The following is a 15,415-nucleotide window of genomic DNA, read 5'->3' as shown; positions in this document are numbered from 1 at the left end:
GTGAGAAACAAGGGAGGCCTGTAATGGCCTCCCGTTTTGTTGCGCAACGGTCAGGTCGATGCTTCGTTCTGCAGGCCTTGCAGATACTCCACCAACGTCTGCGCACACGCCTCAATCGCGCCGTCGACCACCAGCTCGAAACCGTGGGTATTTTCCGTCGGGATCGCAATGCAGCCGGCCTGGGCGCTGATACCTGAGCTCATCACCGCACTGGCGTCGGAGGCGAAATCCAGCAGCAGGGCAAACTGCGGATCGAAGCCGCAACGCTTGGCCGCGTCGGCCAAAGCCATAACCACGCCGCGCGAGTAATAGCCTTTCTGGTCGCCGGTATCGATGATCGGGTCGACACTCAATCGCGTTGCGTATTCGCTCATCACCGGGCCGACTTCCACAGCAATCGTGGTGTCACCGGGCACGTGCGCGGCGGCATACATCGCGCCGGCGTTGCTTTCTTCCTCAAGCGTGGTGAAGACGAAGTAGGTGTCGTGCCGCAATTCGATGGGGCTGTGCTTGAGTTGCTCGGCAGCGAGGAGCATGGCGACGACTGGCGCGCGGTCATCGAGAAAGTGCGCCGCAGTGGCGTCACCCACCCGGAACGGCGTACGCCAATGCTGGCTGAGCACAACGCGCGTGCCGGGCCGCACGCCCATGGCTTGCAAAGTCTGCTGATCATGGCGGGTGATGATGTGCACGTCTTTCCACTCGACCGCGCCGCTCATCACATCCTGGCCCTGTGGCGAGCCTGTCGTCGCGTGCATCGAACCGAACGACAGCACACCGGGCAGCGTTTGCGCGTCGCCAAGAATATCCACCGGGCAGACACCGAAATTCACCGGATTGGCGCCGCCCAAAGCCACCACCCGCAACGTGCCGTCCGGCTCGACGCGTTTGACCACCATGGCGATCTCATCCATGTGGCCCATGATGCGCACGGCGTGCTGCCCGTCTGGATCGGGTTCGCGGCCCTTGCGCAAGCCGATGACATTGCCGGCCCGGTCGGTCCAGACCTTATCGCAATGGCGCTGCAATTCTTCCAGACAGATCGCTCTGACTTCGTCTTCCTGACCGCCGGGGCCGCGCGCCATGAGCAAACGGCTCAATAGCGTCTGGGTGGATTGCTGAGTATTGCGCGGCGAAGGCGCCTGGTTATCCGACATGCGTGCTGACCCTCCTTACATCGACGAACGTGTATCGCCCGTTCAGAGTTTTAGGGGGCAGATCGGCAGGAAAATTCACATCGGAATACGACGAAGATGCTTGATTTGATCTCGAATATTGTGGGAGCGGGCTTGCTCGCGAATGCGGTGCATCAGGCAATGATGATGCTGAATGTGCGAAAGCCTTCGCGGGCAAGCCCACTCCCACAGGGATCTTGGTTGCGCTGAAGATGGTCGATTCGCCTCCGAACCAATGTGGGAGCGGGCTTGCTCGCGAAAGCGGTGCATCAGGCAATGATGATGCTGAATGTGCCAACGCCTTCGCGGACAAGCCCACTCCACAGGGATCTTGGTTGCGCTGGAGATGGTCGATTCGCCTCCGGACCAATGTGGGAGCGGGCTTGCTCGCGAAAGCGGAGTGTCTGGCAATGATGATGCTGAATGTGCCAACGCCTTCGCGGGCAAGCCCACTCCCACAGGGATTTTGGTTGCACTGAAGATGGTCGATTTACCGCCGAACCAATGTGGGAGCGGGCTTGCTCGCGAAAGCGGTGCATCAGGCAATGACGGTGTTGAATGTGCCAACCCCTTCGTGGGCAAGCACACTCCCACAGGGATCTTGGTTGCGCTGAAGATGGTCGATTCGCCTCCGAACCAATGTGGGAGCGGGCTTGCTCGCGAATGCGGTGCATCAGGCAGTGATGATGCTGAATGTGCCAACGCCTTCGCGGGCAAGCCCACTCCCAAAGGGATCTTGGTTGCGCTGGAGATGGTCGATTCGCCTCCGGACCAATGTGGGAGCGGGCTTGCTCGCGAAAGCGGTGCATCAGGCAATGACGGTGTTGAATGTGCCAACCCCTTCGCGGGCAAGCCCACTCCCACAGGGATCTTGGTTGCGCTGAAGATAGTCGATTCGCCTCCGGACCATTGTGGGAGCGGGCTTGCTCGCGAAAGCGGTGCATCAGGCAATGACGGTGTTGAATGTGCCAACCCCTTCGCGGGCAAGCCCACTCCCACAGGGATCTTGGTTGCGCTGGAGATGGTCGATTTGCCGCTGGATCATTGTGGGAGCGAGCTTGCTCGCGAATGCGGTGCATCAGGCAATGATGATGCTGAATGTGCCAACGCCTTCGCGGGCAAGCCCACTCCTGGAGGGGTTTCGTTTGCGCTGAAAACTGGATTGGATCCTGCGTTTACAGGGAGCTCACTTCCACAGGAAATCGGTGTTGGGCTCGGCGCATATTGGTGTCAGCGGTTGTACTTCAGCGCTTCGACGAAAGCCGCAAACGCCGCCGAGCCCTGGCGCCTGTTCGGGTAATACAGGTGATAGCCCTGAAAGGTCGGGCACCAGTCGCTTAACACCTCCACCAGTCGCCCGTCGGCCAGATACGGCGCGACCAGTTGCTCGGGCACGTAGGCCACGCCGATGCCATCCACGGCGGCATTGAGCACATGCATGATGCTGTTGAACACCAATTGCCCGTCGACCTTCACGCTGAAATCCTGACCCTTGTGCGCGAACTCCCAGGCGTAAATCGCGCCGGCTGGTTGGTGGCGGATGTTGACGCAGGTGTGCTCCATCAACTGATGCGGCGTGGAGGGCGCCGTGTGGCGGGCGAAGTATTCGGGCGAAGCGACCACGGCCAGGCGCCAGTCCGGACCGATGCGCACGGCGATCATGTCCTTGCTGATCGACTCGCCGAGACGGATGCCAGCATCGAAGCGTTCCTTGACCACATTGGTAAATCCGTAATCGACGTAAAACTCCAGGATGATGTCTGGATAGTCCTGCAAAAACTGCGCAAGCATCGGCCGGATGCACAATTCAATCTGATCGTCCGTGCAGGAAATGCGGATGGTGCCGCTGGGCTTGTCGCGCAGTTCACCGAGGGCCTCAAGCTCGGCGCTGATCTGCTCCAACAGCGGCGCAATAGAATGCATCAAGCGATCGCCTGCCTCGGTGGGTGAGACATTGCGCGTCGTACGAGCGAGCAAGCGGATACCCAGACGCTGCTCCAGCGCGCGGACCGTATGACTCAGCGCGGACGGCGTTACGCCGAGGCGGGCGGCGGCTTTGGTGAAGCTCTGCTCCTGAGCCACCGCCAGAAACGCCTGCAGGTCATTGATTTTGCCGTTGTTCATTGCTGAATTTTTCTCAAAAGCACATGAAGATTATCGCTACTAATCAAGTTAAGCCCGATCCGTCAAGCTTTGCAGCCTGAGTAGCGGGGTAGAAATGCCTCGATGATTTTTTCTTCAAGACAGGTTTTCGCATGACGGCTCAAGCAATCGATAACCCGACGGCCCAGGCCATGGGCGTATCTGCAACCGGCGAACAACCGGCGTATTGGAGCGGCGTGTTCGCGATGACCTTGTGTGTCTTCGCCCTGATCGCCTCCGAGTTCATGCCGGTCAGTCTGCTCACACCAATGGCCACGGACTTGCACATCAGCGAAGGCTTGGCCGGCTATGGCATCGCCATCTCCGGCGCGTTCGCGGTGCTGACCAGCCTGACGATCACCAGGCTCGCCGGCTCGATGGATCGCAAGCGCCTGTTGCTGCTGTTGACGGCGCTGATGTGCGCGTCCGGTCTGGTGGTCGGCCTGGCGCCCAATTACACGGTGTACATGATCGGTCGCGCATTGATCGGCGTGGTTATTGGCGGCTTCTGGTCGATGTCGGCGGCGCTGGCCATGCGTCTGGTGCCATCCGCCAGCGTGCCCAAGGCGCTGGCCATTTTTAACGGCGGCAATGCACTGGCGACCGTTGTGGCGGCACCTCTGGGCAGTTATCTGGGCAGTGTGATTGGCTGGCGCGGTGCGTTCTTTTGCCTGATTCCAGTGGCGTTGATTGCGCTGCTCTGGCAGTGGATCAGCTTGCCCGCGCTTCCCGCTGCGCCGCGCAAGGCCAGCGCAGGCAATGTCTTTGCTTTGTTCAAAAGCCGCCGGGTGGCGTTGGGCATGGTTAGCGCCGGCCTGTTCTTCATGGGCCAGTTTGTTCTGTTCACGTACCTGCGACCCTTTCTGGAAAACGTAACCCGGGTCGATGTTTCGCTGCTGTCGATGATGCTGCTGGTCATTGGTTTGGCCGGGTTTATCGGCACCGTGATCATTGGGTCGGTGCTGAAGTCAGGTCTGTACAGAGTGGTGATCGCCATTCCACTGCTGATGGCGATGATTGCGGTGGCGCTGATCGGGCTGGGCAGCTCGCTGATCGCGACGTTCGTGTTGCTGGGTTGGTGGGGGTTGATCGCGACGGCGGCGCCGGTGGGCTGGTGGTCGTGGCTGGCACGCACGTTGCCCGACGATGCCGAAGCGGGCGGAGGGCTGATGGTTGCGGTAGTGCAGTTGTCGATTGCTGCGGGTTCTACCGTTGGCGGTCTGCTGTTCGACGGCAGCGGTTATCGGCTGACGTTTTCCGCCAGCGCAGTGTTGCTCGTGCTGGCGGCGTTGATGACCTGGCTGACGTCGCGACAGAAAGGCTGATTCAGCTTTCGGTGTGTTCGCCCGCCGCCTGCGCGGCGTCTGCTTCCAGCTTCAGGCGATCGGCCTTGCAGATGTACTTGGGCTTTTTCGGCGCCAGTTTGGCGTTGGCCTTTTTAGCCTTTTCCTTGAACAACTGCTGCAGCTTCTTTTGACGGTTCATGACTTTTCGATCGCGGGTGGAGAGGGTGGGAATCCTGAAGCAAGGCCGAGTGGTCAGCAAGAAGAAATCCACTAAGCTGAGCACATTCCCCCATACTCAAGAGCATCCCCCCAACCGAAGGAATCGCACATGAGAAAAGCTCGCAAATTGATTGTCGCGTTGTCTTGCCTCGCGCTTGTAATCGGCAGCACGACGGCACTAGCCGACCCCGGCAATGGCAAGGGACAAGGGGGGCAAGGCGGCCAAGGCAACGGCAAGGGCAAACCGCAGAACATGCAGGACCACGGGAAACAGGGTGGAAGCGGTCAAGGCAACGGCAACAAAGGCCAGCCATCCTCCGGTAATCGCGGTGGGGGACCCAGTGTTGATCACGGCAATATTCTTGGCATCGTCGGCGGCTATCGCGGCGAATACTGGAATCCGGGGCCGCCACTGCCGCCGGGCATTCAAAAGAATCTGGCGCGGGGCAAACCGCTGCCTCCGGGTATCGCCAAGAAGCTGGACGGGCGTCTGCTCGGCCATTTGCCCCACTATGACGGCTATGAATGGCAACAGGTGGGCACCGATCTGATCCTCGTTGCGCTGGCTACCGGGCTGATTTACGAGGTACTTAACGGCGCGTTCGATTGATCTACCCGTAAGGAGTGGCAGCAAGTGTCGCTCCTTTTTTGTGTCTGCATAGCTGCATCAGGTGCAGTAATGAACTGCATTCAGCCTGCCTTGTTCGTCGAGCGTTGAGCTTTCAGACTCCGATCAACGCTTAATGACTGAAAGGAGATGAGCATGACCAGCGCAATTCGCTTGACCGAAACGGGCGCTCCGAACGTCCTGGCGTTGCAAACAGTCAATGAGCAGTCCCCCGGCCCCGACGAGGTCTGGCTGGAGCAAGAGGCGATTGGCGTCAATTACCTCGATGTGACCCAGCGCAAAGGTGCGGTGCCGGTTGCATTGCCCTCGGGGCTGGGGCTTGAGGGCGCCGGTCGGGTGGCGGCTGTCGGCGCCGGTGTGAGCAATGTCCGCGTGGGTGATCGAGTCGCTTATGCCACTGGACCTTTGGGCGGCTACGCGTCGGCGCGGCTGTTCCCGGCCGAGCGTCTGGTGAAAATCCCCGATGAGTTGTCGTTCGAAGACGCGGCGGCGGTGTTGTTCAAAGGCATCACCGCGCAGTATCTGCTGAAGGCGACTTACCCGGTCGGGCCGGGCACGACGATGCTGCTTTACGGCGTCGCGGGTGGTCTGGGAGAAATCATGGTGCCGTGGGCCAGACACCTTGGCGCAACGGTGATCGGCGTGGTGTCGAAGCAGGCCAGCGTCGACAAGGCTCGCGCGTCGGGCTGTGACGACGTGCTGGTATTCGACGCCGAAACCCTCGCCGCCGATGTGTTGCGTATCACCGAGGGGCGCAAGGTCGATGTGGTGTATGACCCGATTGGCCGGGTGTCTTTTCAAGCCTCGCTGGACAGCTTGCGCCCACGCGGATTGATGGTTTCGTTCGGTGCACAGACCGGGGCGCCGGCAGCGGTAGAAATGGCCACGCTCAATGCCAAGGGCTCGCTGTTCCTGACCCGTCCATCGCTGGCCGCACACACCGCCACGACAGCCGAATATCAGGAGCGTGCGCAAGACGTGCTGGCCGCTGTTGCCGCCGGTATCATCACGCCGCAAATCCGCGCGCGTTATGCATTGGCCGACGCGGCACTAGCGCATGCCGATCTCGAATCGGGGCGATCATCAGGGGCGATCATTCTAAAACCATGAATCTGGATGTTCTGAGCAACCCGCACAGCGATGAAATCGCAGCTTTTCTCGCCGTCGCCGCGCAAGGCTCGTTTGTCGCGGCGGGCCGCGTGTTGCAGCGTCATCCGACCATCATTTCCAAGCGCCTGGCGGCGATGGAAAAACGTTTGGGTGTGCGGCTGGTAGAGCGCTCGACACGGCACGTGCGCATCACCGAGGCTGGCCTGCAACTCGAACAACGTTTGCGCGCGGCCGTCGAACTGATGAACGAGGCGCAACAGCAAGCGGTGCAGGGCGCCAGCGAAGTGCGCGGCACCTTGCGCCTGGCTTTGCCGGCGGCGATGGGGCGGTTGTGGCTGGGGCCGTTGCTGCCGCAATTTCTCAAGGCGCATCCGCACGTCTCGCTGGTCGCCGATTACAGCGAAGGCCTCGTCGATATCATCGAGCAGGGCTTCGACGCGGCCATCCGTATCGGCGAGCTGGACGACAATCGGCTGATCGCGAAAAAGCTCAGTGACCATCGACGGATTCTCTGCGCATCGCCAGCCTACATCGAGGCCCACGGCATGCCGCAAACCCCGCACGACCTGCTGCAGCACAATTGCCTGCGCTTCAGCGGGCTGGCATCGTTCCCGCTGTGGCGCCTGCATCGCGGCGATGAACTGCAAACCATCACGCCACACGGCAACCTGACCGCCAGCGACAGCGAATCCCTACTCGCAGCAGCCCGGGCCGACGCCGGCATACTGGGTGCCGGCGACTGGCTGATGAGCCGCGATCTGGCGGCCGGACGGTTGATTCGCGTGCTGCCTGACTGGCATCTGGATTCGGCGGGCGGCGTTTATCTGATCAGGCCGTCGTCGCGGTTCCCGGCAGCGGCAGTGGTGGCGTTCAAGGAGTGGATTGAAGCGAAATTCGAGCTCGGGCCACCCTGGGCCCTCTGAGCAAAACCAGCATTTGCTGTCGCCACCGTCCCTGTAGGCGTGCTCGCCTTTGCGTCAACACAGAAATCGATGTCGGCGCACAAAAAGGCCCGGCATCGCTGCCGGGCCTCTGTGTATTCAATACTTTACGCAGCGATATTGTTGGCCGCCATTTCCTTTTTATGGCTCGCTTTCATGGCTTCCATCTGTGCGCCCAGTTCCTCGAGCTTGGCCTTGCCCAAAAGCTTTTGGGCTTTCGGGAACATTTCCTCTTCTTCCTCTTCGATGTGGTGCTCGAGCAACTCCTTGACCACTTTGACCCGACCGGCAAATTCCGGCGTGCCCGGATCGGTCTCTTTCAGATCAGGCAGTACCAGCGAATCCACGGTGCGGTGCTCTTCCTTGGCTTCGTGGTACATGATCTCTTCTTCCTTGCTGCCGGCTTCCTTGAAAGCAGGGTAAAGGATCTCTTCTTCGAGGCGGGTGTGGAGGGTGATTTCCATCTCCAGTTTGCCCAGCAACTCCACGCGTTTTTTCAGCGCGCGCTCGGTGGATTCACTCAGTTGGCTGAGGATCGCTTTTACTTTTTCATGGTCGGCTTTGAGAAGGTCGATGGCATTCATTTTTTTAAGGCCTCTGCTTTTCACGGATTGAACACAGCGTTCTTTTTTTCGCGCTGCTGTGTATTCAGGAAGAGGCTATCGCATGACTCATGCCAACTCGCCGAGCAAGCGCAAGCCACGTAAATCAAGGGCTGGCGCACAAGAAGGCATAACGCCTTCGTGCAGGCTGCAAGATCTCAGCTGGCGCGACATTGCATATAACAAGCCCGGCAAAAGCCGGGCTGTGGGTGATACTTGAGTCGCCCCTGCGACAGCGTTTACCGATTCGCCTGGGAAGGGGAACCGCGTCCGATATGCTTGGGCCCCGCCAACGCCCAGGCGATCAGGCCGAACAGCGGCACGAACACGATCAGCACGATCCACACACCTTTATTACTGGATTTTCCCTCGCTTTTACGCACCCGGTTGATGGCCCAGAGCTCGATCAGCACGAGAATGACCGCCAATACGATCCACACGGTTTCGATTTGCATAGGCTTACCTCCTGATGGTCTGTGCGTTAGGCGACAAGCGGGGCGTTGGGTTCATTCTTTTTGCCCGGGACGCGAGGACGCGGCGATACCCGATTGCAAAATAGATGTCTGATCGCCGCTGCGGCCTATATCCTCTGCGCCACACGTTTGGGCAGGAACAGGGACAGGCAATGGCATTCAGGGTGATGGTCGTCGGTGGTTACGGCAATTTCGGCAGCATCGTTTGCCGGCATCTGGCACAAATGCCAGAAATTGATCTGCTGCTGTCGGGCCGTGATGTGCGCAAGTTGCAGCGCAAGGTCGACGAGCTGCAAGTGCAATCGGGCCGTACGTGCCAAGGCTGGTGCGGCGATGCAATGGGCGCGGATTTTCAAGCGGCGTTGCGCGAGTTGAATGTTCAGTTGGTGGTGCACACCGGTGGGCCGTTTCAGGGGCAATCCTGCGCAGTCGCTGAAAGCTGCATCGGTGCAGGGGTCAATTACTGCGATCTGGCTGACTGCCGCACCTTCGTCAACGGCATTGATGTGCTTGATGCCCGCGCCAGACAGGCCGGTGTGGCCGTGCTCAGTGGTTGCAGTTCAGTGCCGACCTTGTCTTCGGCCATCATTGATCAGCAGCGCGAGCGCTTCGCCCGAATCGATTCGATCGAACATGGCATTTCTTCCTCGGCGAAGATGCCGGGGCTGTCAACGGTCGAAGGCGTGCTGGCCTACGCCGGCAAACCGATCAGGCAATTAAAGAATGGCCAGGTTCACGAAGTATTGGGCTGGCTCGACCTGACCTTGCGCAGGATGCCGCAACTGGGCACGCGGGTGCTGGCCAATGTCGATGTGCCGGACATGGATATTTTCGCGCGCCGCTATGGCGCGCAGACGCTGCGCTTCAAGGCTGGCGCCGGTCTGAAACTCGGCGGTGTCGCCAATGCTTTGCTGGCGCAAGCCTTGCGCGTGGGTCTGGTGCGCGATCATGTGCGCTGGGCGGCGCGCCTGCATCGACTGGGTACGCGGTTCGAGCGTTTCGGGGATGGCAAAAGCGCGATGTACATCGATGTTTGCGGCATCGGTGTCGACGGCCAGCCGCTGAGCATGACCGCGCAACTCACCGCGTTGAATGACAAGGGCCCGGAAATCCCCAGCTGCGCCGCCGTCGCCCTCGCAACCAAAATGGCCCGCGGCTATGTACCGCAGGCCGGCGCGCGACCGTGTGTGGGCGAAATCAGCGTTGAGGAATATCTGGCGGCGATCAACGATCCGGGTAACTTGAGCCTGTCGGTCCAGTTCGCCGATGGGCAGCGTTGAGATGCTCTATCTCTGTCTGAAGTATTTGCATGTGATCGCAGCGGTTTTCCTGTTCGGTTTCGGCATGGGCTCCTACCTGTACCTGATCGCCGCCAGCCGCACCGGCAACCCGCAAGTGGTCGCCCATGTCGCGCGGATGGTGGTGCGTTTCGATACGTGGATCACCACGCCGGCCGGGTTTGTGCAGGTTGTTACCGGCTATCTGCTGATGCGGCTCTCGGGGCTTCCGATGAGCACCGAATGGCTGCTGACTTCGCTGATCATTTTCTTCTGTGTCGGCGCGTTGTGGCTGCCGGTGCTGGTATTGCAAAAGCGTTTGCAGAGCATGGCGCTGAGCGCGGGCGAAGGTTGGCTGCCTCTGGATGCTCGCTACGCGAGCACGTACCGCTGGTGGTTCTGGATGGGCGTCGCCGGGTTCGCCGGAATGTTTGTCATCGTGCTCATGATGGTGACGAAGATGACGCCGCTGCAACTGATCGGGTCAGCCGTGGGCTTTTAGAAAACGGCTTTCGTGATCCGCAGTCGGCAGCAGGCAAGTGTTGTACTTGCCGAACAGCCGATAGCGGTTCAGCGCGATGCGATCGTAAGCCCAGTCGCGCAGACGACGCGGGAAAATCCGCAGCAGTTTCAGCGGCTGCCAGCGCCCCGGCAGTTGCCCGACCACTTGCAGGAATGCATCCGAGCGCTCCCAGTAATGCTGGTCGCGGATCACCGCCATGGTGTCGAACTCATCCAGCGGCAGACCGGCCCATGCCAGCAAGGCCTGGCCCTCGGGCGATTGCACCGATGCCAGCCGCACACGGCGCTGGCGATCATGGCGAATCAAAAAGCGCGCCCAGCCGTTGCACAGCTTGCACACGCCGTCGAACAGCACCACGGTTTCGCTGGGCTTGAGCAGTGGCGCGGGGTCAGGGCGGGTTTTCATGGCTGGCATCGGCATGTTCCTGGCGGCGGTTGTCGCGATGATAACCCCGATCAACAGGCGCTTGTTCCATAGCCGCGGATCGCGGCGGTATTGCCCCGGCGAGATTCCATGCACGCGGCGGAACGCAGCGCCAAAAGCCGCGTCGGACAGATAGCCCAGAGAAGCTGCGATGGTCGCGACATTGAGCCTGAATCGGGCCGCAAAGGCATTGCCAAATGGGCGGCGAATGCTGAGTTGGCTGAGCGACTCTGGGTGTTGTCGGAGCCGCGGACGGGGCTCAAGGTGGCGTGAATCGAGTCAGATGTCAAAAGTCCCTCAGCTCAGCTCAGCCCAGCCCACTGCCTCGGATGAGGGCTGGGGCGATGGACAGTTGCGCCGCTGCAACCAAGTCGAACCCGAACAAGACAACCCGGCTAAAGGCGCGTCACGTCTGTTCACCCCCCTCGCGCTTCACTCCTCGACAAAACATCTTCCGATAGTCCGACGGCGACGTCCCCAAGTGCGCTGCGAACTGCTGCCGTAACGACAGCGGCGTGCCAAACCCGGCTTCCCCGGCGATGCACTCGACCGATAAATCCGTGGTTTCCAATAATGCCTGTGCTCTGACCACGCGTTCAGCGTTGAGCCATTTAGCAACCGTAGTACCGGTCGTTTCCTTGAATCGCCGGGTAAACGTGCGGCGACTCATCCGGGCTTTCTCTGCCAACAGATCCAGCGACAGATGTTCACCCAGATGCATGCGCGCCCAAGCCAGAACCGCAGCCAGATGCGTTTCGCTCGACAGTTGTGGCACCGGGTGCTCGACGTATTGCGCCTGGCCTCCTTGCCGGTGCGGTGGGGTGACCAGCATTTTCGCCGTGTGATTGGCCACGTCAGCACCGAAGCGCTGGCGCACCAGATGCAGGCAGCAGTCGATAGCCGCTACGGTGCCTGCCGAGGTCATCAGATTATCGTCGGTGACATACAGCACCTCGGGACGAAAGCGAACCTTGGGAAAGCGCCGCGCAAACTCGTCGCGCGCCGCCCAGTGCGTCGTTGCCTGTTTGCCATCAAGCAGTCCGGCATCTGCCAGCACAAAGGCGCCCAGGCATAACCCGACGATCAGTTTCCCTGCGGCGTGGGCTTGTTGCAGCGCTTGTACAAGCCCTGCCGACGCGGTGATCGATTGATCGCCCCATGCCGGAATGATGATGACGTCGGATGCCGCCATCAGTTCCAGGCCATGGTTTATCGCCAGGCCGATTCCTTGGTCACTGCTGACCATGCCAGGTTCTTCTGCGCAATAACTGATTTGGTAACGCGGCTCAGTGGACGCCAGATTCGCCGTCGCCAGAACGATGCCCGGCACGGACAGGTGGAACAGGCTGACGCCGTCAAATGCCAGAACGGCAACATGGATGGGGGACATAAGACAGATCTCGGTTTCGCGGTGTCAGGATGGCCCGATTATAACGATACATGTCATTCAGGCCGCTGTTCGCTGCGCCGGGCCTCAGCCAAAATGGACGCATTCACCAACGAACAGGATGATTCACATGATACTCAAGACTCTACCATTTGCCCTGAGCATGGCTTGCGCCGCTGCGACTGTTCCAGCCTTCGCGGAGACAGAAACCCGGTCAAACCCTGAATCTGCGCACAAGCTGGATCTGCAGCAGGTGCGTAACGCTACGGTGAAAATCACCTACGGCGACACGACCTTTCTGATCGATCCGATGCTGGCGAAAAAAGGCGCATACCCTGGGTTCGAAAATACTTACCGCAGCAACCTGCGTAATCCGCTGGTGGATTTGACCGAGTCCCCTGAGCAAGTGATTGCCGGCGTCGATGCCGTGATCGTTACCCATACGCATCTGGACCACTGGGATGACGCGGCACAAAAAGCACTGCCAAAAGACATCCCTCTGTTCGCCCAGCATGAAGAAGATGCGCAGTTGATCCGCTCGCAAGGCTTCAAAATGTGCGCGTGCTGAAGAATGAAGCCGAGTTCGGCGGCGTGAAAATCAGCAAAACCGGTGGTCAGCACGGCACTGACGAAATGTATGCCGTGCCGGCCCTCGCCAAACCGCTGGGCGAAGCCATGGGCGTGGTGTTCCAGGCGCCTGGCTACAAAACGCTCTATCTGGCCGGCGATACCATCTGGCGCAAGGAAGTCGATCAGGCCATCGAGAAATTCCAGCCTGAAGTCATCGTGCTCAACGCCGGCAAAGCGAAAATGAGCGGTTACGAAGGCTCGATCATCATGGGTGAGGAAGATGTTCTGCGAGCTGCGCAGGCGGCCAAAGACGCGAAGATCGTTGCCGTGCACATGGATGCGATCAACCACATGTCGCTGACTCGTGAAGAATTGCGCAGCTATGTGCAAAAGCACGGCATCGAGAGCCGCGTGGACATTCCGGCAGACGGTGCATCGCTGCAATTCTGATGGATTCAGACCTGCCCGGGCGTACCGTTGACACGCCCGGGCTCCCGGGTTTGGTGGCGCATTACTCCCCCAGCTTCGCCCAGAATTCCTCCGCCGAAGGGCTGATTGGTGCCGTCGGGCGAGTCAGATGAATTTCCAGCGCAATGTCCCAGCTTTCATCCAGGGCCCTGACCAGACGCCCGTCGGCCATTTCCTGTTCGGTCAGGCTTTTTGGCAGCCAGGCGACGCCTTTGCTTTCCAGCGCCATCGACATCAGCACTGCTGCCAGATGGCTGCTGAACAGCGGTTTCAAATGCAGGTAATCTGCCTTGCCATGCAGCCTGTGGGAGACGATTCGGCCCAGACCGGATTCGTGGGTATAGGCCAGATAGGGCAGGGTTTCGGGCGAAGTGCCAAATTGCGCCGAAGCGCTCGCCAGCGGCACGAGCACATCTTCGCCGACCTTCTTGCCAATGAACTGATTAGGCGCCAGTAATGGCGGAACGTCGGGGTGGCGATGGCACAACAGAAATTGCACCTGACCATGAATCAGCATCTGCTCGCACACGGCCATGCTGTCGGAATGCAGGCGAACCGCATCGATTGGCGCGCCATTTTCGGCGCTGCGCAACCAGCGTGGGAAGAAGGTGAATGACAACGAATGAGTGGCGGCAAACTGCAAGGTTTTCGCAGCCATGCCAGCCACTTCCTGCGCCTCGGAGCGCATGCGGTACAGGCGTCTGGCTGCTTCCTGGGCACTGGGCAAAATTTGCCTGCCGGCCTCGGTCAACGTCGCGCCTTGCGGGGTGCGCACGAACAATTCGACACCCATCCAGTTCTCCAGCGAGCGCACTCGGCGACTGAACGCCGGCTGCGTCACGTGGCGCGCTTCAGCGGCCCGGACGAAGCTGCCGTACTCGGCCAGCGCTGAAAAATCCTCAAGCCAAACCAGTTCCAAGGGCAATGCCTCCTGTGCATAGGGCGCGGCATTAATAGCATTGGGCGGGTGTCGTCGCAAAGCATAACGTTGGGTCACCACAACAAGAGGAACCCGTCATGCGTATCGTCGATATCCGTGAAAAAACCGTCTCCATCGCTTCCCCGATCGCCAATGCCTACATCGATTTTTCGAAGATGACCTGCTCGGTCGTCGCGGTCATTACCGACGTGATTCGCGACGGCAAACCGGTCATCGGTTACGGCTTCAACTCCAATGGTCGCTACGGCCAGGGCGCGTTGATGCGCGATCGTTTTCTGGCGCGGATCACTGAAGCCGACCCGCAAACACTGATCGATCACGAAAACAATAACCTCGATCCGTTCGCCATCTGGAAAACCCTGATGACCAACGAAAAACCGGGCGGGCATGGCGAGCGTTCGGTAGCGGTCGGCACCATCGATATGGCGGTGTGGGACGCGGTGGCCAAGATCGAAGGCAAGCCTTTGTATCGGCTGCTCGCCGATCGTTATCGCAACGGCGTCGCCGATGACAAAGTCTGGGTGTACGCGGCGGGTGGTTATTACTACCCGGGCAAGGACCAGACCAAGCTCAAGGCCGAAATGCAGAGCTATCTGGATCGTGGCTATGACGTGGTCAAAATGAAGATCGGCGCGGTGCCGCTGGACGAAGATATTCGCCGCATTGAAGCGGTGCTGGAAGTGGTGGGCGACGGCCAGCGCCTTGCGGTCGACGCCAACGGCCGTTTTGATCTGAAGACCGGTATCGCGTATGCCGAAGCGATCAAGAAATACAACCTGTTCTGGTACGAAGAAGTCGGCGATCCGCTGGATTACGCGCTGCAGGCCGAACTGGCCAATCATTACGAACTGCCGATGGCCACCGGTGAAAACCTCTTCTCTCACCAGGACGCCCGCAACCTGTTGCGCCACGGCGGCATGCGCCCTGACCGTGATTATCTGCAATTTGACTGCGCACTGTCCTACGGTCTCGTCGAGTACATGCGCACCCTCAAGGTGATGGAAGAGCTGGGTTGGTCTTCGCGCCGCGTGGTGCCGCATGGTGGTCACCAGATGTCGCTGAACATCGCCGCCGGTCTGCATTTGGGCGGCAATGAATCCTACCCGGATGTGTTCCAGCCGTTCGGAGGTTTTGCCGATGGCATCCGCGTCGAAAACGGCTACGTCGGTCTGCCGGATATCCCGGGTGTCGGCTTCGAAGCCAAATCTGCGCTGTATGCCGTCATGCGTGAACTGGGCGAGGGCTGATTCA

Annotated in this window: 16 protein-coding genes and 1 pseudogene; 9 read left to right on the top strand and 8 right to left on the bottom strand. The window is 59.9% G+C overall.

What is annotated here, in order from left to right:
- Nucleotides 1-50 precede the first annotated feature (50 nt).
- Complete coding sequence (locus tag CXF97_RS27050) at nucleotides 51-1,157, bottom strand: M28 family peptidase (protein ID WP_101162527.1); 1,107 nt, start codon at nucleotides 1,155-1,157, stop codon at nucleotides 51-53.
- A 418-nt stretch (nucleotides 1,158-1,575) separates the two neighbouring features.
- On the opposite strand from CXF97_RS27050, the gene CXF97_RS28130 reads away from it, so the two are divergent.
- The gene (locus tag CXF97_RS28130) at nucleotides 1,576-2,475 is read left to right on the top strand and encodes a hypothetical protein (protein ID WP_157830935.1); all 900 of its coding nucleotides are present in this window, start codon (nucleotides 1,576-1,578) and stop codon (nucleotides 2,473-2,475) included.
- Here CXF97_RS28130 and CXF97_RS27030 read toward each other — a convergent pair.
- Nucleotides 2,406-3,299 carry a LysR family transcriptional regulator gene (locus CXF97_RS27030; RefSeq protein WP_101162525.1) on the bottom strand — a complete coding sequence of 298 codons (894 nt, stop codon included), beginning with the start codon at nucleotides 3,297-3,299 and terminating at the stop codon, nucleotides 2,406-2,408. The two genes, CXF97_RS28130 and CXF97_RS27030, sit on opposite strands and share 70 nt — an antisense overlap.
- 131 nt (nucleotides 3,300-3,430) lie before the next feature.
- Here CXF97_RS27030 and CXF97_RS27025 point away from each other — a divergent pair, with 131 nt between their 5' ends.
- Nucleotides 3,431-4,642 (top strand): MFS transporter, encoded by a 1,212-nt coding sequence (locus tag CXF97_RS27025; protein ID WP_218239557.1) that lies wholly within the window; start codon nucleotides 3,431-3,433, stop codon nucleotides 4,640-4,642.
- A gap of 1 nt (nucleotide 4,643) precedes the next feature.
- Here CXF97_RS27025 and CXF97_RS27020 read toward each other — a convergent pair whose 3' ends face one another.
- Nucleotides 4,644-4,802, bottom strand: coding sequence for a DUF2986 domain-containing protein (locus CXF97_RS27020; RefSeq protein ID WP_101162523.1), 159 nt, complete (start codon nucleotides 4,800-4,802; stop codon nucleotides 4,644-4,646).
- 129 nt (nucleotides 4,803-4,931) lie between these two features.
- Between CXF97_RS27020 and CXF97_RS27015 the strand changes: the two genes are divergently transcribed.
- The 3 genes from CXF97_RS27015 (at nucleotide 4,932) to CXF97_RS27005 (ending at nucleotide 7,483) form a co-directional block, all read left to right on the top strand.
- Nucleotides 4,932-5,432, top strand: coding sequence for an anti-virulence regulator CigR family protein (locus tag CXF97_RS27015; protein WP_101162522.1), 501 nt, complete (start codon nucleotides 4,932-4,934; stop codon nucleotides 5,430-5,432).
- Between the two features lie 153 nt (nucleotides 5,433-5,585).
- Complete coding sequence (locus CXF97_RS27010; protein ID WP_101162520.1) at nucleotides 5,586-6,560, top strand: quinone oxidoreductase; 975 nt, start codon at nucleotides 5,586-5,588, stop codon at nucleotides 6,558-6,560.
- A complete protein-coding gene (locus tag CXF97_RS27005; RefSeq protein ID WP_101162518.1) occupies nucleotides 6,557-7,483 on the top strand; it encodes a LysR family transcriptional regulator in 927 nt (308 codons plus the stop codon). The genes CXF97_RS27010 and CXF97_RS27005 overlap by 4 nt, the downstream gene beginning before the upstream one ends.
- A gap of 125 nt (nucleotides 7,484-7,608) precedes the next feature.
- On the opposite strand, the gene CXF97_RS27000 is transcribed toward CXF97_RS27005, so the two are convergent.
- Nucleotides 7,609-8,085, bottom strand: coding sequence for a hemerythrin domain-containing protein (locus CXF97_RS27000; RefSeq protein ID WP_101162516.1), 477 nt, complete (start codon nucleotides 8,083-8,085; stop codon nucleotides 7,609-7,611).
- Between the two features lie 257 nt (nucleotides 8,086-8,342).
- Complete coding sequence (locus CXF97_RS26995; protein WP_101162514.1) at nucleotides 8,343-8,558, bottom strand: PLD nuclease N-terminal domain-containing protein; 216 nt, start codon at nucleotides 8,556-8,558, stop codon at nucleotides 8,343-8,345.
- Nucleotides 8,559-8,728: 170 nt separating this feature from the next.
- Here CXF97_RS26995 and CXF97_RS26990 point away from each other — a divergent pair, with 170 nt between their 5' ends.
- Both CXF97_RS26990 and CXF97_RS26985 read left to right on the top strand, forming a co-directional pair.
- A complete protein-coding gene (locus CXF97_RS26990) occupies nucleotides 8,729-9,856 on the top strand; it encodes a saccharopine dehydrogenase family protein (RefSeq protein ID WP_101162512.1) in 1,128 nt (375 codons plus the stop codon).
- A 1-nt stretch (nucleotide 9,857) separates the two neighbouring features.
- Nucleotides 9,858-10,355 carry a DUF2269 domain-containing protein gene (locus CXF97_RS26985; protein WP_101162701.1) on the top strand — a complete coding sequence of 166 codons (498 nt, stop codon included), beginning with the start codon at nucleotides 9,858-9,860 and terminating at the stop codon, nucleotides 10,353-10,355.
- Here CXF97_RS26985 and CXF97_RS26980 read toward each other — a convergent pair.
- Both CXF97_RS26980 and CXF97_RS26970 read right to left on the bottom strand, forming a co-directional pair.
- Complete coding sequence (locus CXF97_RS26980) at nucleotides 10,338-10,790, bottom strand: thiol-disulfide oxidoreductase DCC family protein (RefSeq protein WP_101162510.1); 453 nt, start codon at nucleotides 10,788-10,790, stop codon at nucleotides 10,338-10,340. The two genes, CXF97_RS26985 and CXF97_RS26980, sit on opposite strands and share 18 nt — an antisense overlap.
- A gap of 415 nt (nucleotides 10,791-11,205) precedes the next feature.
- Complete coding sequence (locus CXF97_RS26970; protein WP_101162507.1) at nucleotides 11,206-12,189, bottom strand: GlxA family transcriptional regulator; 984 nt, start codon at nucleotides 12,187-12,189, stop codon at nucleotides 11,206-11,208.
- Between the two features lie 127 nt (nucleotides 12,190-12,316).
- Between CXF97_RS26970 and CXF97_RS26965 the strand changes: the two are divergent.
- Nucleotides 12,317-13,206 (top strand): annotated as a pseudogene (locus CXF97_RS26965) (MBL fold metallo-hydrolase).
- A gap of 61 nt (nucleotides 13,207-13,267) precedes the next feature.
- Here CXF97_RS26965 and CXF97_RS26960 read toward each other — a convergent pair.
- Complete coding sequence (locus CXF97_RS26960) at nucleotides 13,268-14,143, bottom strand: LysR family transcriptional regulator (RefSeq protein WP_101162505.1); 876 nt, start codon at nucleotides 14,141-14,143, stop codon at nucleotides 13,268-13,270.
- A 98-nt stretch (nucleotides 14,144-14,241) separates the two neighbouring features.
- On the opposite strand from CXF97_RS26960, the gene CXF97_RS26955 reads away from it, so the two are divergent.
- On the top strand, nucleotides 14,242-15,411 hold the full coding sequence (locus tag CXF97_RS26955) for a mandelate racemase/muconate lactonizing enzyme family protein (protein WP_101162503.1): 1,170 nt from the start codon (nucleotides 14,242-14,244) through the stop codon (nucleotides 15,409-15,411).
- The last annotated feature ends 4 nt before the right edge of the window (nucleotides 15,412-15,415 follow it).

It is taken from the genome of Pseudomonas sp. Choline-02u-1 (genome assembly GCF_002836515.1).
Classification (GTDB): Bacteria; Pseudomonadota; Gammaproteobacteria; order Pseudomonadales; family Pseudomonadaceae; genus Aquipseudomonas.
Note: the sequence above shows the minus strand (reverse complement) of the source record. Positions and strands in the feature narration are given on the sequence as shown.